This window comes from Roseivirga thermotolerans (genome assembly GCF_014653175.1).
GTDB lineage: Bacteria > Bacteroidota > Bacteroidia > Cytophagales > Cyclobacteriaceae > Roseivirga > Roseivirga thermotolerans.
This window is the reverse complement of the sequence record NZ_BNAG01000001.1, coordinates 45179-63438: the sequence shown is the minus strand read 5'-3', so window position 1 is coordinate 63438 and position 18260 is coordinate 45179. Positions and strand designations below refer to the sequence as shown.

15 protein-coding genes are annotated in these 18260 nt (G+C 43.7%); 10 read left to right on the top strand and 5 right to left on the bottom strand.

Annotated elements, in window-relative coordinates:
• Nucleotides 1–83: 83 nt before the first annotated feature.
• Nucleotides 84–911, top strand: coding sequence for an alpha/beta hydrolase (locus IE164_RS00255; RefSeq protein ID WP_189628180.1), 828 nt, complete (start codon nucleotides 84–86; stop codon nucleotides 909–911).
• Between the two features lie 97 nt (nucleotides 912–1008).
• Nucleotides 1009–1863, top strand: a complete 855-nt coding sequence (locus IE164_RS00250; protein WP_189628179.1) for a lysophospholipid acyltransferase family protein — start codon at nucleotides 1009–1011, stop codon at nucleotides 1861–1863.
• A 16-nt stretch (nucleotides 1864–1879) separates the two neighbouring features.
• Here IE164_RS00250 and IE164_RS00245 read toward each other — a convergent pair whose 3' ends face one another.
• The 3 genes from IE164_RS00245 to htpG form a co-directional block, all read right to left on the bottom strand.
• Nucleotides 1880–4378: an ABC transporter permease gene (locus tag IE164_RS00245; RefSeq protein WP_189628178.1), complete on the bottom strand. Its 2499-nt coding sequence runs from the start codon at nucleotides 4376–4378 to the stop codon at nucleotides 1880–1882.
• Between the two features lie 217 nt (nucleotides 4379–4595).
• A complete protein-coding gene (locus tag IE164_RS00240) occupies nucleotides 4596–5567 on the bottom strand; it encodes a TlpA family protein disulfide reductase (RefSeq protein WP_189628177.1) in 972 nt (323 codons plus the stop codon).
• Between the two features lie 111 nt (nucleotides 5568–5678).
• Nucleotides 5679–7571 carry a molecular chaperone HtpG gene (htpG, locus tag IE164_RS00235; protein WP_189628176.1) on the bottom strand — a complete coding sequence of 631 codons (1893 nt, stop codon included), beginning with the start codon at nucleotides 7569–7571 and terminating at the stop codon, nucleotides 5679–5681.
• Nucleotides 7572–7769: 198 nt separating this feature from the next.
• On the opposite strand from htpG, the gene IE164_RS00230 reads away from it, so the two are divergent.
• On the top strand, nucleotides 7770–8291 hold the full coding sequence (locus tag IE164_RS00230; protein ID WP_189628175.1) for an FKBP-type peptidyl-prolyl cis-trans isomerase: 522 nt from the start codon (nucleotides 7770–7772) through the stop codon (nucleotides 8289–8291).
• A gap of 268 nt (nucleotides 8292–8559) precedes the next feature.
• Here the strand turns inward: IE164_RS00230 and IE164_RS00225 are convergent, their stop codons facing one another.
• The gene (locus IE164_RS00225) at nucleotides 8560–9054 is read right to left on the bottom strand and encodes a DUF4293 domain-containing protein (protein WP_189628174.1); all 495 of its coding nucleotides are present in this window, start codon (nucleotides 9052–9054) and stop codon (nucleotides 8560–8562) included.
• A gap of 153 nt (nucleotides 9055–9207) precedes the next feature.
• Between IE164_RS00225 and IE164_RS00220 the strand changes: the two genes are divergently transcribed.
• Genes IE164_RS00220 through IE164_RS00205 form a run of 4 tightly spaced genes read left to right on the top strand, consistent with a single transcriptional unit; the run spans nucleotide 9208 to nucleotide 13500 of the window.
• Nucleotides 9208–10407: an acetyl-CoA C-acyltransferase gene (locus IE164_RS00220; RefSeq protein WP_189628173.1), complete on the top strand. Its 1200-nt coding sequence runs from the start codon at nucleotides 9208–9210 to the stop codon at nucleotides 10405–10407.
• Between the two features lie 44 nt (nucleotides 10408–10451).
• The gene (truA, locus tag IE164_RS00215) at nucleotides 10452–11195 is read left to right on the top strand and encodes a tRNA pseudouridine(38-40) synthase TruA (RefSeq protein WP_189628172.1); all 744 of its coding nucleotides are present in this window, start codon (nucleotides 10452–10454) and stop codon (nucleotides 11193–11195) included.
• 2 nt (nucleotides 11196–11197) lie between these two features.
• On the top strand, nucleotides 11198–12976 hold the full coding sequence (locus IE164_RS00210; protein ID WP_189628171.1) for an ABC transporter ATP-binding protein: 1779 nt from the start codon (nucleotides 11198–11200) through the stop codon (nucleotides 12974–12976).
• Nucleotides 12973–13500, top strand: coding sequence for a hypothetical protein (locus IE164_RS00205; protein WP_189628170.1), 528 nt, complete (start codon nucleotides 12973–12975; stop codon nucleotides 13498–13500). The genes IE164_RS00210 and IE164_RS00205 overlap by 4 nt, the downstream gene beginning before the upstream one ends.
• 82 nt (nucleotides 13501–13582) lie before the next feature.
• Here IE164_RS00205 and IE164_RS00200 read toward each other — a convergent pair whose 3' ends face one another.
• On the bottom strand, nucleotides 13583–15370 hold the full coding sequence (locus IE164_RS00200; RefSeq protein WP_189628169.1) for an ABC transporter ATP-binding protein: 1788 nt from the start codon (nucleotides 15368–15370) through the stop codon (nucleotides 13583–13585).
• A 146-nt stretch (nucleotides 15371–15516) separates the two neighbouring features.
• Here IE164_RS00200 and IE164_RS00195 point away from each other — a divergent pair, with 146 nt between their 5' ends.
• From IE164_RS00195 to IE164_RS00185, 3 genes are all read left to right on the top strand, one after another.
• Nucleotides 15517–16620 carry a Glu/Leu/Phe/Val family dehydrogenase gene (locus IE164_RS00195; protein WP_189628168.1) on the top strand — a complete coding sequence of 368 codons (1104 nt, stop codon included), beginning with the start codon at nucleotides 15517–15519 and terminating at the stop codon, nucleotides 16618–16620.
• 99 nt (nucleotides 16621–16719) lie between these two features.
• A complete protein-coding gene (nusB, locus tag IE164_RS00190) occupies nucleotides 16720–17865 on the top strand; it encodes a transcription antitermination factor NusB (RefSeq protein WP_189628167.1) in 1146 nt (381 codons plus the stop codon).
• A 1-nt stretch (nucleotide 17866) separates the two neighbouring features.
• Nucleotides 17867–18172: a YtxH domain-containing protein gene (locus IE164_RS00185; protein WP_189628166.1), complete on the top strand. Its 306-nt coding sequence runs from the start codon at nucleotides 17867–17869 to the stop codon at nucleotides 18170–18172.
• Nucleotides 18173–18260 lie beyond the last annotated feature (88 nt).

Sequence of the window (18260 nt, the reverse complement as noted above, 5' to 3'; positions counted from 1 at the left end):
CAAGTAAGAGCCATAACGATTTTTGAGTGCATTCTTTAGATTATCCTTACTTTCGTGATCAATTTTTAGGTTAAACTCAGATCATGAAAATACTTACAGCACTACTAATGACAACACTGGCCATCTCGGTCAATGCTCAGCAGAGCACCTCTACGGCAGCCGCCAATGTACATGTAGTCGATTCGGTATTTACTATAGAAGGTCTTGAGAGAGAACGGCAGGTGCGCATTTACCTTCCACCCGATTATGAAACTACCAACGACCGCTATCCAGTGCTTTACATGCACGATGGTCAGAATCTTTTCGATGACACCACCTCATTTGTAGGAGAGTGGGGAGTAGACGAAATTTTAAATGAGCTCTATGCCGAAAAAAGGATGAGCTTTATTGTGGTGGGTATAGACAATGGTCAGGCCAACAGAATTCATGAATTAACCGCCTGGGATCACCCCAAATATGGCAAGGCCGAAGGGAAACCTTACATGGATTTTATAGTGCATACAGTGAAGCCCTACATAGACCAGACCTATCGAACCATAAACAATCCGCAAAACACGGCCATTATTGGCAGTTCGCTTGGAGGGCTCATTTCTCACTATGCCATTTTTGAGTACCCTCAGGTGTTTGGTAAAGCCGGTATCTTGTCGCCAAGTTATTGGTGGGGCGAAGGCCCCTTTATTCAGGTGGATTCCGGTGAACTGCAGGGCGGAGCCAGACTGTATTTGCTCATGGGAGGTAAAGAAGGGCCTCAAATGGTCGATAGCTTTCAGCGAATGCTGAGGCTTCTTGATGAAAAAGGCTATTCGCGCCAGCTTAAGAGTAAACTGGTGCCTGAAGGGGAGCACAACGAGCAGTTCTGGAGAAGGGAGTTCAAAGAGGTTGTTCTTTGGCTTTTTGGTGGCCCTTTGTAAAGGCTATTGGCCTATCTTTGCGGCCACTTAGGCTATAAAAGCATTACGAACTAAATGCCCGGCAAAGCCGTTCACTTATTTCAATTTTTAATCATCAATGACACTCATACGGATAGTATCTCTGTTTCCCGCCCGTTGGATTTACTTTTGGTTTAGACTAGCCGCTCATTTTGCCTATTATATTTCCAGGTACCGAGGCGAGGTTATCCGCACCAACATCAGCAACTCTTTTCCGGAATACAGCAGAGAGCAGGTAGAAGCTACGGCCAAAGCCTTTTACTATCAGTTTATGGAGGTGTTTGCAGAATCAATCATTGCCTACCGCTTTTCAAAGGCCGACTGGGAAAAGCACTTTCACATTACAAACCCTCATGAGTTAAAAAGTTTGCTCGATGCCGGCCAGCCAATTATTCTTCTTTCCGGCCATACCTGCAACTGGGAGTGGCCTGCACATGCCATTGTCAGTCAGCTGAACGTACCCATGGAGTTTCTCTACAAACCCATTCAGAACGAGCGCTATGAGCGTATTATGTTTCAGTTGCGAACACGCCACGGAGGCCAACCCATTCCTAAAGACTCAGCTATCAGAGAGATTCTGAAACGAAAAAATGAAGCCCGTGTCATTGGTATCATTGGTGATCAGATACCCAGTAAAAGCACTGAAAAAAAATGGGTCAATTTCCTCAACCAGGAATCGGCCTTTTATGTTGGGGCCGAAAAAATTGCCAGAGCCGTTGGGTATCCGGTATTTTTTGCGGAGACACACAGGGTGAAGCGAGGGTACTATTCTCTTACCTTCCGAATGATAGCCAAACCTCCCTATGGTGATGATCCTAAAATTATCGAAACGTATACCCGGATGTTGGAAGCAAGCATAAGACGCCATCCGGCCGATTATCTGTGGTCTCATAGACGTTGGAAGTATAGTAGAGAACAAGCTAAGGCATCGTAGTCTCAGCCGTAGCTATTTATTCATCGCGCAGTACTTCAGAAGGGTTCTGCCTGGCCGCATTAAGTGAGTGTACGCCAATGGTCAACCATGCGATGACTATGGATACGCCCCCCACCAGAATAAACACCCATACTTCAATTGATGTTTGGTAGGCAAAGTTAGACAGCCAGTTCTTTGTGAAAAAATAGGCCAATGGGCTGGCTATAACAATAGAAAGAACGATCAGGATGGAGAACTCTTTGGTAAAAGAGGCTATGATTTGTCTGGCAGTGGCTCCCAGTACTTTTCTAATGCCTAGTTCCTTTTTTCTTTGTTCAGCAGCAAAAGCCGAGAGCCCAAATAGACCCAGACAAGCAATGGTTAAGGCCATTGCGGTAAAGATGTTCAAAACCTGCCCCATTCTCTGCTCTGTTCTAAAGTTTGCCTCAAACATCTGATCCATAAATGAGTATTCGAACGGAATGGCAGCGTCTACTTCCTTCACACTTGCTTCAATGTTCTTAAGGCTACTTTCCAGTGATGCTTTACTGGCTATCGCCCCACCGTTCAACCTAATGGAAAGGTAGTTATTGCTGTGTTTCCACATGATATCATTTTCCTGATGAATGAGTAGCAATGGGCCTATTTCATAGCGTACACTGTTGTGGTTAAAGTTTTCGACTATACCAATTACCTCAAAGAGCGCCTCATTGCTGTTGGGAAAAGTAATGTATTGGCCTACCGGAGAGTTTTCAGGATTGACGGGATATTCCCACCCCAGAACTTTAACGGCCTCTTCATTCAATATTACTTTGTATTGGTCTGTGCCTCTGGTCTTATCGAAATTTCTGCCTTCCAGAAAATTTAAGCCCAGTAGATCGATATACTCTTCATTACATCTTATTCTGTTGAGTGTTACCGACTCGGTATCCGGGCCATATGCTTTGTACTTGTCTTCGTTCCAAACATTAGGCGGAATAAGGTCAGAAATTCCCACCTGTTCAAAAGCAGGATTGGTAGCAAGCATGGCTTGCAGCGTTTGCTGCTGCTCGTTGGTTAGCATTTCCATATTATGGACTTGCAATATGTTTTCGGTATTGAACCCCAAGTTCATATTCAAAACAAAGTTGAGCTGTTTCTGAACAAAGAAGGTGGCTATAATTAGCGCTACGGAAATAGTGAACTGAACCACTACTAGAGTGTTTCTCAGCATGCTTCCTTTAAAGCCGGAGCTTAATTTTCCTTTGAGTACTTTAATGGGGCTGAAGGAAGAAAGATAAAAGGCCGGATAACTTCCGGCAGCTATGCCCAGTAGTACCACAAAAGCAGCAATTAACCCGATGGCCGCAGGGTTGGTGGCGTATCGATAAAGGCTCAATTCTGTGTTGGCTATCAGGTTGAAAGCATCCAGAGATATTTCGGTAACAACCAGGGCTATTACGGTACTAACCGTAACATAGAGAATTGATTCGAAGATGAACTGCTGAACGAGGGCCCTTTTTTCCGATCCCAATACCTTTCTAATGCCCACTTCCTTAGCTCGGTTTGCCGATTTGGCAGTGGAGAGGTTCATAAAATTAATACTGCAAAGGAGTAAGATAAGGCCGCCTACCGCAGAAAAAATCTGGATGTAAAGTATGTTTCCACTGGGGCCAATACGGTTGCCAGATGGCGGGGAGTACAAATAAACCTCACTTAATGGCTGAAGCTCGAGTGTCCAGGTTCTGTCTTTGATGTATTCTACGTAGCTCTGCCCAAAGATATTCTGTATCTCTTGTTCTGCCCATTTTGGAGGAATAGATTGAATCTTGGCTTCCAGTTTATCGATATCTACCCCCTCTGCCACTAGTCCGTAAGTGACAAAGGTGGTCCAAATCCATTGGTGCTGTCTTTGCTCTATATCATCGAAAGAGGCCATGGAAAGTAGCATGTTGAACTGAATATGCGAGTTGGTAGGAATGTCTTCTAATACAGCAGCTACCCTGAAAGCAAAGCTGTCTGTGCCCTGATTTATCAAAAGCGTTTTGCCAATGGCTTCCTCTGTGCCGAAATATTTAGTGGCTGTTTCTTGAGTGATCACCACGTTGCCGGGAACCTCCAAAGCTGTTTCTAAACTTCCCGTCTTGGCTTTAAAGTCGAATATTTCAAAGAAATTCTGTTCGGCCACAAAAGCTCTGCTTTCTGTGAATGAGATGGGATTGCCACCTTCGGGCAGATAGCTAACAGCCATTTCGCCCGGGGTATGCACCCGGGTTACCTCTTTAAATTCGGGAACATCAGCCCTTAGGGCTATGGCTAAGTTAGGACCTGTAGAAGCAAATGGTTCATTCCAATCGCCCCAGATCATGGGCTGGTTAACCCTATAAATTCTGTCTCCTTTGCTATGGAAATTGTCATAGCTATACTGGTTCATGACATATAGCGCAATAATTACTGTGCCGGTAATGCCTATGGTTAGGCCAAGTATATTGAGAATAGCGAATTGCTTGTGGCGAATTGCATTGCGCCAGGCTAGCATGAACATGTTGCGAAGCATGGAATCAAGTTAAAAGTTCACCGACCATTAGCCAAGGAGTATGCCATTTAACCTGTTTCGTCACCCTGAATTTATTTTAAGATTTTAATTGACTGTTAGTCAATAGGTTATGCTTTTTAGGTAAGTTCTGAATGACGTTTTAATTCAAGAGATATTACATCTATTGAACCCGTGTATTGTTCTTTCAGGGACGTTGGTGTTCGCTGGCGGTCGGTTGTTAATCCTTAATATACTTAGCAAGCATCTTCTCCAGTCTATCACCCCCAGACCCATACCACGACTCCAGAATTTCGCCATCCGGAGAAATTAAATAGTGCAAAGGCCATCCTTCTACATTATAGAGTTCAAAGATTTCCAACTTGTTCTCTGCCTTCCATAAAACAGGCCAAGGTAGCTTAATGCCTCTTTGTTCTGCCAGCTTGTTCCAGCCTTCAATGGCATTGTCCTGATTGTAGGTGATCACTTGCAAATTATCATACTCGGAGGTTTGCACTTGCATATCGGGATAGCCTGCCCAGCAGGGACCGCAGCCGGTGGAAGCGAAGTCGAGAAGTAAGTATTTACCTCTGTATTGCTTGGTAGAGTAGGTTTTTCCGTGCTGATCTTGTCCTTCAAAGTCTATGATTTGGCCGCCAACTTCTGCTTTTTTCAACCCGGCAGTGTTTATAAATGCGCTCAAGTCGGCCAACAGATCTTTGTGCTTTTCAGGAGCTGAATTATAAACCTGTTTCAATTCTTCCAGGCTGAGTTTTTCAAATCTGAACCTTTGGTTGAATATGTCTAAGGCTACCGGGTTTTCAATATTGGCCAAAGTATTGGTGAGAAAGTCTTTTTCATTTTTAGCATGGGCAATAGAAGAGTAGATGGCATGTGAATTGGAACCAGGTACCTCCAATGACGATGGAAATCCCTTTTTCTTTACAATAACTTCAGTAGCTCCATGCTCTACATAAAACCCTGAATATTTACTTTCAGGGTTAATAACCATACCATAAACCGGCTTAGATAGGTCTATTTCACCTGAATAGATGAGCTCACCATTAGGATTTACTTCAAGCATTTTTCCGTTGATGATGAGTCGGAGTTGGTGATTCTCTCCAAACCCTTCCTGCTTTACAGTGATTTTAGCACTTTGGGAAAAGGCTACGCAGGAGATAAAGAAGAGTAGAATTGAAATTGACCTTTTCATGACCACGTGTTTAAGATTATGATGAACGCTTCTTGAATTTAGTTCTAATTGTAGAAAACAAAAATGCCACACCTGACAAGGTGTGGCATTGAGTTGAATTATATGGCTCTGTTACTTACCCAGTAACTCTGTGCTTCTTTTAATAAAATCGGTTAAGGCTTTGCCTTCTAGTAGACCTTGAGACAACATGGCTAAGTCAACCGCTTGCTTGGCAAGACCTTCCTTAGTTTCATCGGCTACCGATTTTAAAATTTTATCGGCCAGTTTATGGTTGCCGTTCACTGTGACATCGTAGGTGTCGGGCATGCTGCCAAACATATTGAACCCTCCGCCTCCGGTGGCTTGCATTTCCTTCATTCTGCGCATAAACTCAGACATGGTAATGGTTACCGGAGCATCGTCTGGCGAAAGTGCTTCTACTTCTACCTTAAAGTTGTCTTTGCCAATGGCTTTGGTAAAGACTCCTTTTAGACTTTCCTTTTGCTCATCGGTAAGCACCAGTTCCCGCTTTTCGTCTTTGTCGATGAGCTTGTTCAGGTTGTCTGCATCTACCCGTTTAATCTGTGTCTTGTCCAGCTTCATTTCCATATGGTTAATGAAGTGGCTGTCAATTGGCGTGTCGAATACCAAAACATCATAGCCTTTGTCTCGTGCGGCCGCTATAAATGCATCTTGCTTAGCCGGATTGTTGGAGTAAAGCCACACCTTATTCTTGTCTTTGTCGGTTTGGTTGGCCTCTATGTGTTTTTCATACTCCTTTAGGGTGAAATACTTGCCTTCCGTGTTTTTCACAAGAGCAAAGTCGTTGGCCTTGTCATAGAATTTTTCTTCCGAGATCATTCCATACTTAACAAACAGGCCAATGTCGTCCCACTTTTTCTCATACGATTCTCTTTCTTTCTTAAAGAGTTCACCCAGTTTGTCGGCCACCTTTTTGGTAATGTAGGTGTTGATTTTCTTCACGTTGCCGTCAGATTGCAGGTAGCTTCTTGAAACGTTGAGCGGAATGTCAGGAGAATCTATGATTCCGTGCAAGAGCATAAGAAACTCAGGAACCACATCTTTCACCTCATCGGTAATGAAGACCTGACGAGAGTAGAGCTGTATTTTGTTTTTCTGTAGCTCGAAATCGTTTTTGATTTTTGGGAAATAAAGTATTCCGGTGAGCTCAAAGGGGTAGTCTACATTGAGGTGAATCCAGAACAACGGATCTTCCGAGAATGGATAGAGCTCTTTGTAGAACTTCAGGTAGTCATCATCGGTGAGGTCTGAGGGAGACTTGGTCCAAATGGGCTCGGTGTTGTTAATGATGTTGTCTTTTTTAACGGTCTTCCACTTTTTCTTACCGTCTTTGTCTTCACCGTCCTCAATCGAGTCTTCTTTTTCACCGAACTTCACCTCAACCGGTAAGAACTTGGCATACTTGTCGAGTATTTGCTGAATTCTGTGGTCTTCTAAAAACTCTTCGGAGTCCTTGTTCACGTGCAGTGTAACGGTGGTTCCTCTTTCTTTTCGCTTTCCTTCTTTAATTTCAAACTCAGTGCTACCATCGCAAATCCACTTAGCAGGAGCGGCTCCATCCTGATAACTCAAGGTATCAATCTCCACCTTATCGGCAACCATAAAGGCCGAGTAAAAACCCAAACCAAACTTACCAATGATCTCTTTGGCATCCCCGGCATCTTTAAATTTTTCAACAAACTCGGTGGCTCCTGAAAATGCGATTTGGTTAATGTATTTCTTGATTTCTTCGGCTGTCATACCAATACCACTATCGCTAATGGTAATGGTCTTTTTCTTTTTGTTCACAGCTACTTCCACCCGGGTTTGTCCCAGCTCTCCCTTGAACTCTCCCAGCGAAGCCAAACGCCTGATTTTTTGTGTAGCATCTACTGCGTTCGATACCAGCTCTCTCAGAAATATTTCATGATCGGAGTATAAGAACTTCTTAATGATGGGAAATATGTTCTCGGTATGTATCGAGATTGTACCTTTCTCTTGCATAACGTTTTGTCAGTTTTTGTTTCAGTCCCCGCAAAATCAAATGCCGTACCAAGCAAAAAAGGGTGACAGGCTGACAGTTTTAAAGTAGCCATAAGGTTTCTGGGCTTGTCGGGTGTTTTGTGGCAAGTCTATTCCAACTCAACGCTTGTAGGCCGTGTCATTGCTAGGGTTGAATAGTAACAGAATAAAATAGAGCCTATGAAATGGATAAAAGGAATAATGGTTACCCTGGTGTTGACGGGTACCATGGCATGCAATGAAGATGTAGAGCCCTATGATGCCGAGGCGCAGCTACAAATAGACGGGGCAAAAATAGATCACCACCTCAGTACTAAAGGACTACAGGCTCAGAAATCGCAGAGCGGCATCCGGTACATCATAACCACCGAAGGAACAGGCGAATTGCCCAAACAGGGAGAAAGGGTGAAGGTGAACTATAAACTATACCGTTTTAGTGGAGAGCTGCTCGATACCAATATTGAGTCATTAGCCAAAGACAAAAACATCTATAACCCGCAAAGAGACTACAAACCGTTGGAGTTTCAGTTGGGCTATGCCGATATTATTCCGGGCTTTCAGCTTTCTACCTATTTGTTAAAAGAAGGTGGTGAGGGAGACTTTTACATTCCATCTGTATTGGCCTATAGAAATGCTGGGGCAGGTAAAATCTACCCTAACGAGAACCTGAACTTTAAGATTGAATTGATAGAGATTAATTAATAGGCAAAAAACTTATCATCTAAAAAGGAGCTTTTGAATATCAGAGGCTCCTTTTTGGTTTTTAAAGCCCTCTGTTGTGAGCCAATTTTAAATGAATTTATAACCAATAAACCATGAATGAGCTCTTAACACTCGTAGCCATTGTGGTTTTTTATTCTAGCGATTCTCTTTGTGCTGAAAAGCTTTGTCAACTCCGGTGTGAATGCAAGCGAAGCAATTCTTAGGAAATTGAGAGAGGTTAAGAAAGTAATAGGAAAAGAAAGGTTAGCTACCTTATTCTATCCACACTCTTTACCAGTTTTTCATCTTTGCGGATAAAGCGATTGGCAATAATATTCATGAACATGGCTCCAGCCGGCAGGTAAAATCCCAGTGAAATGGCTCCCTGCCCTTCAATTAGACCCTCATACTGATAAATTTTATAGTAGCTAAGTCCAAGAGTAGCGGCCATTATCAGGGCATTTAAAGCCCCCAGTTTCATTTGGTTCAGTCTATTTTTAAACTGCAAAATTGAAAATATGGCTACCAGCGAGGCGGCAATGGTTAGCGCCATCAAATACCAGGTAGAGTCTTCTCTCACAATGGTGTCGTCAGAAAAATCGTTCAGCGTGCCTGCGGTGTCTACTACTTTCATTTTCAATGTGGTAAGTATAGCCACAGTTTGGTTATCGGCAGTTTTTTCTCCCCACAAATAGTAGATATTGGTTATTCCCATTAAGATGGCTACACCTAGCAAAAAGAGTGTTTGTATACGCTGAATCATGATTTCTTGATTTGGGTGCAAATATAGTAAACCGATTTACGATTGTGAGTGTTAGATGTACGATTTAAGGTCGTGCCTTTTTCAGCTTGGTCTAAATTCGGTTAATTCGCATATCAATTCGAAATTCAAACACCCTAATTCATATAGCTCACCATGGAATCAGCATATATAGTCGATATAGTAAGAACACCCATTGGAAAATTCGGAGGCTCATTGGCCAGTGTTCGGCCCGATGACCTGGCAGCGCATGTCATTAAGGCGCTGGTAGACCGAAACCCATCGTTCGACATATCTCTCATAGAAGATGTGATTTTTGGAGCCGCCAATCAGGCCGGAGAAGATAATCGGAACGTAGCCCGTATGGCTGCATTGCTGGCTGGTCTACCCCTTGAGGTGGGTGGAGTAACAGTTAACCGCCTGTGTGCCTCGGGTCTTCAGTCTATTATGGATGCTAGCAGAGGCCTGCTTTTGGGTGAAGGACAGGCCTATATTGCCGGAGGTGTAGAAAGCATGACACGTGCCCCCTTTGTCATGGGCAAGTCGGAAACAGCCTACGGCAGAAATGCCGAAATATACGATACCTCTATTGGCTGGAGGTTTATAAACCCCAAATTGGCCAAGTTGCATTACCCTTTTGCCATGGGAGAAACAGCCGAAAATGTGGCTGAGCAATGGGGGATTAGCCGCGAAGCACAAGATGAGTTCTCGCACGGCTCTCAATTAAAATACCAGGCGGCATACGAAGCCGGAAAGTTTGCTCAGGAAATTGTGCCGGTAGAAGTGCCACAACGAAAGTCCGACCCGATTGTGTTTGTCAAAGATGAACAGCCCAGGCTTTCTTCGTTAGAAAAATTGGCCGGTTTGCGACCAGCGTTCAAAGAAGGCGGTACGGTGACAGCCGGAAATGCATCGGGAATTAACGATGGTGCGGCCGCAGCATTGATGGTCAACGAAGCCACACTAAAGCAGTTTAACCTTAAGCCAATGGCCAGAGTAGCCGCGGTGGCTATTGCCGGTGTTTCGCCACATATAATGGGTGTCGGGCCCATTCCGGCTACACAAAAAGCACTGAAACGAGCTGGGTTAACCGTAAACGATCTGGATTTAATTGAGTTGAATGAGGCTTTTGCAGCGCAATCTATTCCCTGCATGCAAGAGCTGGGCTTAGATCCTGAAAAGGTCAATGTAAATGGAGGGTCAATTGCTATTGGACACCCTCTGGGAGCCAGTGGAACAAGAATTTCAGCTACCCTACTGCATGAAATGCAGAAGAGAAATAATGTAAAGTACGGACTGGCCACCATGTGTATTGGTGTAGGGCAGGGAGCCGCTATTATTTACGAAAAGTGTTAACCACAAAGAGTAAGAGGCGCTGTTAGGCTGCCGATAGAAGAGCATTGAGATACTTTCTTGAACTTTCTTACCATGGTGCAAACTACCATGGCTGGCAACGCCAGCAAAACGCCCATTCTGTTCAGCAGGAAATAGAAGAAGGGCTAACCAGAATACTGGGTCAGGAAACAGTCATTACAGGCAGTGGCCGAACCGATGCAGGTGTTCATGCCCATTTTCAGGTAGCGCATTTCGATACGTCTTCTCAGCTACCGCCCGATCAGCTGGCCTATAAACTAAATGCTGTTTTGCCGGATGACATAGCCATTGCCGCTTGTCGGCCGGTTAGAGAAGATGCCCATGCACGATTCGATGCCGAGGTAAGGGGGTACCACTATTTTATTCATCAGAAAAAGAATCCTTTTCTACGAGGACAAAGCTATTTTTATTCTCGTCCGCTCGATGTAGACTTAATGAACGAGGCGGCTCATAAGCTGTTGGGTCGGCAGGATTTTGAAAGTTTTAGCCGTGTAAAAACAGAAGTGAATCATTTTGAATGCGAGGTATTTAAAGCCTTGTGGTATTTTCAGAACGATCAATTGGTTTTTAACGTTAGGGCAAACAGGTTTTTGCGCGGAATGGTAAGGGCACTGGTGGGTACCTTGCTCGAAGTAGGTAGAAAGAAACTTACCATAGAAGATTTTGTTAGTATCATTGCAGCGAAAAACCGCACAAAGGCTGGTAAAGCAGCTCCTCCGCATGGACTATACCTTTCGGAGGTAAACTATCCAAACCATATCTATTTGTAGCATTGGAAAAAGATCAGGCCAAGGTAAAAAGTGGAAATGTTGTAGACTTTAAGGTGCTTAAGCGCCTGTTTCAGTATGCACAGCCCTACATTAAGCAGTTCTATTTACTGGTTTTTCTAACCGTATTTCTGGCCATTCTCACGCCCATCAGGCCCATGATTGTGCAAAGGGCTATTGATAATTATGTACCCAATGGCGACTACGATGGTTTGGTGTTTATGATCACCATTCTTATTGGTCACCTTATTGTGTTGGCCATTGTGCAGTATTCACATACCTACTTATCTGGCTGGGTAGGGCAGGTAATCATTAAAGATATCCGCGTAAAGCTATACAATCACCTCATCAGGCTAAAACTAAAGTTTTTCGATAAAACACCTATTGGCCGGCTGGTTACGCGAAATGTGTCAGATATAGAAACACTTTCCAATGTATTTAGTGAGGGTCTGGCCGCACTTATCGGAGACCTGTTGCAATTGGTATTCCTTATAGGGTTTATGTTTTATCTCGATTGGCGCCTAACCCTGGTTAGCCTTTCCACATTGCCCTTACTGATTTTTAGCACCTATGTTTTCAAAGAGAAGATCAAAGTTACTTTCAATGAGGTGCGCAATGCCGTGTCCAATCTCAACTCCTTTGTGCAAGAGCATGTAACAGGAATGAATATAGTGCAGATATTTAATGCCGAAAAGCGCGAAATGGATAAGTTCAAAACCATTAATGCCGAGCATCGAAAGGCCCATATTCGTTCTGTACTATACTATTCTATTTACTTTCCGGTGGCCGAAATTATTCAGGCTATTGCCATAGGAATGGCCGTTTGGTACGGAGCCAGAGGTATATTGGTCAACACCAGTGCCGGACCTGGGGTTATCATTGCTTTCATTATGTACATTCAGATGTTTTTTAGACCCATACGTATGATTGCCGACCGCTTCAATACGCTGCAAATGGGTATTGTTAGCTCCAACCGAATTTTCGATTTGCTCGATAATAATGAGCACATGACCAATGAAGGGGCACATGCTCCCAGAGAGATTCGGGGAGAGGTAAGCTTTAGGAATGTATGGTTTGCATACAATGACGAAGATTATGTATTGAAAGACATCTCTTTTGAGGTGAAAGAGGGCGAAACCGTGGCCCTGGTTGGTGCCACCGGAGCCGGAAAGTCTTCTGTGATTAACCTGCTTTCGCGCTTCTATGAAATAAACAAAGGAGAAATCGCCATTGATGGCGTCAACCTGGAAGAATATGACCTGAGTGCGCTGAGGAGTCATATTGGGGTTGTTCAACAAGACGTTTTTCTCTTTTCAGACACCATAAGACAGAACATTACGCTCGGTAACCCCGATATAAGCGATGCCAAGATTGCCGAAGCGGCTGATTTGGTTGGGGTTAAGAAAATAATTGAAAGGCTACCCGGAGGCTACGATTACAATGTGATGGAAAGAGGTTCTACCCTCTCTGTAGGGCAAAGACAGCTTATTTCCTTTGTTAGGGCAATGGTTTATGACCCCAAAATAATTGTGCTAGACGAAGCCACATCTTCTGTAGATACTGAGACGGAAGAGATGATTCAACGGGCCATAGAGGTGCTAATGAAAGGTCGCACAGCCATAGTTATTGCTCACCGATTATCGACCATTCAGGGTGCCGATAAAATTATTGTACTCGATAAAGGTGAGATTAAAGAAATTGGTAAACATCAGGAACTATTAGATAAAGGTGGGTTCTATGCCCGCCTGTATAATATGCAATACAAAGAGGTAGTTACGCCATGAATAGAAAAACAAAGATTGTAATTGGATTAGTTGCTTTTGTAGCGGTTGTTTCACTCTATCTATACCTTGGAGGGCTCAATTCAGTAGAATATAGCGTAGAGTCTGTAGCCGATTACCATCTGGTAGGAACCCCCTTTAAGGGCGAGGGCGACAGCCCGGAGATAGAGGCTGCTTTTGTTGAAGCAAGAGGTTATGTGGAGTCGGGCAGCATATCCGGAATACTCACCATAGTACACTATCAGGATACTACCCTTGCCGAAGGCGAGTTGAAAATGTTTATTGGGGTGAAGCTAAACGAAGGGGCCTCAGACATTCCGGAGCACTATCAGCGAATGACCATCCCTGCCACAAATGCGGTGCGGGCTTCCATTAGTGCCCATAATGTGGTTATGCCCAGCCCCTCTACAATTGAAGGAAATATTAAAGCTACAGCAAAAGACAATGGGCTGGAGCTTCAGAATTTTACCGTGGAGCAGTACGTGTCAGAAAACCTGTTGCTAATCGATATGCCGGTTAAACAGTAACAAGCACATTGCTCCGGAGAGTGGGGTATAGCCCACCAAAAGCCTCAGGTCACGAGTTTATAGGGTTTGCATGGCCAATGGCCTATTCAACCGATTCTTTTTCTTTAAGCTGCTTATCGTAAAGCTCTTTATAAACGCCATTCAAGGCCAGTAAAGACTCATTTGTGCCTTGCTCTATGATTTTGCCATCGTCTAGCACAATGATCTTATCGGCCAGCTTGGCCGAAGATACCCTGTGAGAAATGATTACCGTAGTTCGGCCCTTCATTATACGCGAAAGGCTGTTCAAGATGGTGTTTTCAGTATTGGTGTCAACGGCCGAGAGGGCATCGTCTAAGATGAGAATCTTTGGGTTGCGCACTATGGCCCTGGCAATGGATGCCCTCTGCTTTTGCCCACCGGAAAGGGTTATGCCTCGCTCCCCCAACATGGTTTGCAACCCTTTCGGAAAGTCCGTAATGTTATCGTACAAATCAGCATCCTTGGCCGCCTGCACCACCTGCTCGTAGCTAATACTGTTACTGCCAAAAGCAATGTTGTTCTGAATAGTGTCAGAAAACAGGAATACATCTTGCGGAACATAGCCCATTTGATCACGCATATTGGAAATGTTGTACGCCCTAATGTCCTTCCCATCTATGGTAATAGATCCTGATGAGCTATCGTACAAACGCAGCATCAGGTTAGCAATGGTGCTTTTTCCTGACCCCGTAGTGCCAATAATAGCGATAGATTGTCCCGCCTTTACATCGAACGAAACGTTTTGTAATGCCCGGATACCCGAGTCAGGATATACAAAGCTCACATTATCGAAGCTTACATCTCCCTTAATGTCGCGTTGGAGGTTTTCGGTACTTTGAATGTGGTTGGTTTCCTGCAAAAACTGATTGATTCGTTTTTGTGATGCAGCAGCCCGCTGATTAATGCTGGTTATCCAACCGAGAGCAGTCACCGGCCAGGTGAGCATGTTTACATAAATCACAAACTCCGCAATATTGCCGTAAGTTATCTCCCCCTGAATAACCTTGGTTCCACCAATATAAATAGTCAGCAAAACGCTAAGGCCAATGAGCGCCATTATGAGCGGAAAAAAAAGAGCGTTGACGAAAGTGAGCTTTAGCGAACGGTGTTTATACTTTTCGCTCTCGTTGGCAAATTTGGCAGCCGAGTCTTTCTCTCGTACAAAAGCCTTGAGTACCCGAATGCCCGAAAAAGCTTCCTGCACCGAGGTAGAAAGGTCGGAAAGACTTTCCTGAATCTTTTCCGATCGTTTGTTGATGACATTGTTTACAAAGTAAATGCTCAATGAAAGTACAGGCAACGGAAGAAGAGCATAAATCGTAAGCTCCACGTTCACTCTGAGCATCTCATAAATCACCATTGGGAACAGCACCAGTAGGTTAATGCCATACATAATGCCCGGACCAAGATACATTCTTACCTGGCTCACATCTTCAGAGATGCGGTTCATTAAATCGCCCGTATTATTCTTTCGGTAAAAGCTTAGTGGAAGGTTCTGATACTGCTCGAAAACCTCGTTTTTCAGGTCATACTCGATTTTCCGAGACATTACAATGATCGTTTGCCTGACCAAAAAGAGGAAAAAGCCTCTCAAAAAGGCCATTAAAATCATTATTCCACCCAGAATAAGCACTCCCACCTCAAGTTTATCGAACACCGATTCGCTGAGTCCGGAACCTTCGAACAAACGATATACCCTAAAACTATCGGTCACATAGTCTATAGCATAACGTACTACTTTAGCCGGCCATACACCAAAATAATTGGAGATAACCAAAAAAATAAACCCAAGTATGAGTAGCCATTTGTACTTGAGAAGGTATTTGTTGAGGTGCTTAAGTTCTTTCACGATATTCTAAACAGCAGTGCTTTGCTAAAGGTTGCCGCCATCGTCATTATCCTTAGAAGATGTCGATCTTTTGGTTACTTTTGCGGTCTGTGATCCAATTTCGTTGGAGCCGCGGCAAATATAAAGTAAACTATATTATGAACGTAATGGAAGAAGTTAAGGCCGAGGGTAAAACCAAAAGTGTCTCAATTTTTGAAGAGGTAGCTGGTATGGGCCACGAGCAAGTGGTGTTTTGCAACGATGAAGCTACCGGTCTGAAAGCCATCATTGGAATTCACAATACAGTTCTGGGACCTGCACTGGGAGGAACACGTTTCTGGAACTACGCCTCAGAAGAAGAAGCAGTGATAGATGTGCTTAGGCTTTCCAGAGGAATGACATACAAAGCGGCTGTTTCCGGCCTCAATTTGGGAGGAGGAAAAGCCGTAATCATTGGCGATCCGAAGCAACTGAAAAACGAAGCATTCCTTCGCAGGTTTGGAAAGTTTGTGAATAGCCTCAACGGTAAATACATTACCGCTGAAGACATGAACATGAAAACCAGCGACATGGAGTACATCCATATGGAAACTCCTCACGTTACTGGTTTGCCCGTAGAAATGGGCGGAAGCGGAGACCCATCGCCTGTAACAGCCTATGGTGTATACATGGGTATGAAGGCCGCAGCCAAAAGGGCATTCGGTTCAGACTCACTGAATGGCAAAAAAGTCTCTGTTCAGGGAGTAGGCCAGGTAGGCATGTATCTGGTAGAGCATCTGGTAAAAGAAAATGCTCAGGTTTTTATAACCGATATTAATGAAGCCAGGCTTGCTAAAATAGCCAAAGAACAAGGAGCACAAGTTGTGGGCATGGACGAAATCTACGATCTTGATGTGGATATTTATGCGCCCTGTGCCATGGGAGCCACTATTAATGATGAAACCATTGGCCGACTAAAAGCGCAGGTAATTGCAGGGGCTGCCAACAACCAGTTGAAAGATGAGGTTAAACACGGCCACATGCTGGTAGATAAGGGAATAGTTTATGCTCCTGATTTTGTGATCAACGCAGGGGGAATTATAAATATTTCTTCCGAGCTAAAGGGTGCTTACAATAAAGAGCAAGCCTACAGCTGGACAGAGAAGATATACGACACTACCCTGAATATTTTTAGCCTTGCTGAAAACGAAGGAATTCCTACCCAGCAAGCCGCTATGAGAATAGCCGAAAAACGAATTGCTGACGTAGGAAACGTAAAACTTTCATTTTAATTAATCAGTGAGTGGTTGGAAAAACCATTCACTGCTGTTTATTTTAACGTTCTCATACATTCTGAAATGCTCAACAGGAGATCTCTTAGAGTCAAAGTAATGCAGACCTTGTTCGCTCTGGGTCAATGTAAAGAAGCCAATTACAACATTGGCTTAGCAGAAATAGAGGAGGCCTTTCAACCAGACCTCAACTCTATGGAGCCACAAGACAAGGTGAAACTAAAGGCCGATGCCAAACAAGCCAAGAGCTTGCTAAGGCACAAAGTATACGGTTCGCCACTCAATACTTCCGAAACATTTTCTGCAGAAGTAGAGCGGGTGGTAGAATTGGCTCATAAGAACTATCTGGAAAATTCGCGCAAAGATCTGGAAAGACTAAAGAAAGATATGATCATAGATGCAGAGTCTTTGGTCGATTACTTTCTATGGATTATCAGTTTGCTAGTTACCTGGTCCGACCACAGTAAAGTGGAAGCCGATAAGAAACAGAAGCTCTCACCCGAAAGGCTGTTAAGTGGCGATTTTAACCTTGCCAAAAACAAGGTGATCGACTTCTTTCGAAATAGCTCCAAGGTGCAGGTGGCTCTGGTAAAGCGAAACATCTCCTGGGAGGAGGAAGAAGACAACTACAAAAACTGGTATAAGGAAATCGTTAAGAAAGACGAAACCTTTGGCGAGTATAGAAGAACCGCCAATCCGACTTTCGAAGATGATAAAGCTGTGGTAGATCACCTGATCAAAGACCTGGTGTTTAAAGCAGAAGTGATACTGTCGTTTTTTGAAGAAAAAGACATTCACTGGAAAGAAAATAAACCTATTGTCAGGAGTCTCGTTACCCGTTCTATCCGGGACGTTGAAGAAGATTCAGATCCGAAAGGGTTCGATTTACCCGATTTCTCCAATAACTGGGAGGAAGACAAAGAGTTTTTTGAGAAAATACTCGATTGCACAGTAGAAAACGAGGAGGAATATGCTCAAATGATTGCCGCCAAAACTAAAAATTGGGAGGTAGATCGTTTAGCCAATACCGATCAAATTATTCTGAAAATGGCCATTGCTGAAATGCTGAATTTCAGAAATATACCTGTTAAGGTGACCATTAATGAGTATATTGAGCTTTCGAAAAATTATAGTACCCCAAAGAGCAAACAGTTCGTAAATGGCATTCTGGATGTGATTTCCAACGAACTAAAAGAGCAAGGGGTCTTGAAAAAATCAGGAAGAGGATTATTAGACAATAAATAGTATGAATAGAGGGTCGAGCAATTTATTAGCATTCGTATTAGGAGCGGCCACAGGAGCAATCCTTGGAATCTTATATGCTCCAGATAAGGGCTCCAACACCAGAGACAAGTTGAGCTACCAGTTAGATAAGTACAAAAAGCAGCTTGAAGACTTGCTTGAAGACCTTATCAATGGCAAGGTAGAAGTGTCTTCTTCGGCCAAAGAAGAAGGTAAGAAGGTGGTTTCTGATGCCCGTAAAAAGGCCGAACAACTACTGACCGATGTCGATGACCTGATAGGTCAGATTAAGTCTGGTGAAAAAGCATAATCAAAGAACCTGAGAGTAAACCAGTGACGTTGGAGGAAGCAGGAATTCAGTTTACTCAGTTTCGTTATATCAATAAAAACTAAAACGA

Excerpts from the sequence above, each read along its gene's own strand:
- IE164_RS00255 (WP_189628180.1), top strand. The coding sequence starts at position 84 with ATGAAAATACTTACAGCACTACTAATGACAACACTGGCCATCTCGGTC.
- IE164_RS00250 (WP_189628179.1), top strand. The coding sequence starts at position 1,009 with ATGACACTCATACGGATAGTATCTCTGTTTCCCGCCCGTTGGATTTAC.
- IE164_RS00245 (WP_189628178.1), bottom strand. The coding sequence starts at position 4,378 with ATGCTTCGCAACATGTTCATGCTAGCCTGGCGCAATGCAATTCGCCAC.
- IE164_RS00240 (WP_189628177.1), bottom strand. The coding sequence starts at position 5,567 with ATGAAAAGGTCAATTTCAATTCTACTCTTCTTTATCTCCTGCGTAGCC.
- htpG (WP_189628176.1), bottom strand. The coding sequence starts at position 7,571 with ATGCAAGAGAAAGGTACAATCTCGATACATACCGAGAACATATTTCCC.
- IE164_RS00230 (WP_189628175.1), top strand. The coding sequence starts at position 7,770 with ATGAAATGGATAAAAGGAATAATGGTTACCCTGGTGTTGACGGGTACC.
- IE164_RS00225 (WP_189628174.1), bottom strand. The coding sequence starts at position 9,054 with ATGATTCAGCGTATACAAACACTCTTTTTGCTAGGTGTAGCCATCTTA.
- IE164_RS00220 (WP_189628173.1), top strand. The coding sequence starts at position 9,208 with ATGGAATCAGCATATATAGTCGATATAGTAAGAACACCCATTGGAAAA.
- IE164_RS00205 (WP_189628170.1), top strand. The coding sequence starts at position 12,973 with ATGAATAGAAAAACAAAGATTGTAATTGGATTAGTTGCTTTTGTAGCG.
- IE164_RS00195 (WP_189628168.1), top strand. The coding sequence starts at position 15,517 with ATGGAAGAAGTTAAGGCCGAGGGTAAAACCAAAAGTGTCTCAATTTTT.
- nusB (WP_189628167.1), top strand. The coding sequence starts at position 16,720 with ATGCAGACCTTGTTCGCTCTGGGTCAATGTAAAGAAGCCAATTACAAC.
- IE164_RS00185 (WP_189628166.1), top strand. The coding sequence starts at position 17,867 with ATGAATAGAGGGTCGAGCAATTTATTAGCATTCGTATTAGGAGCGGCC.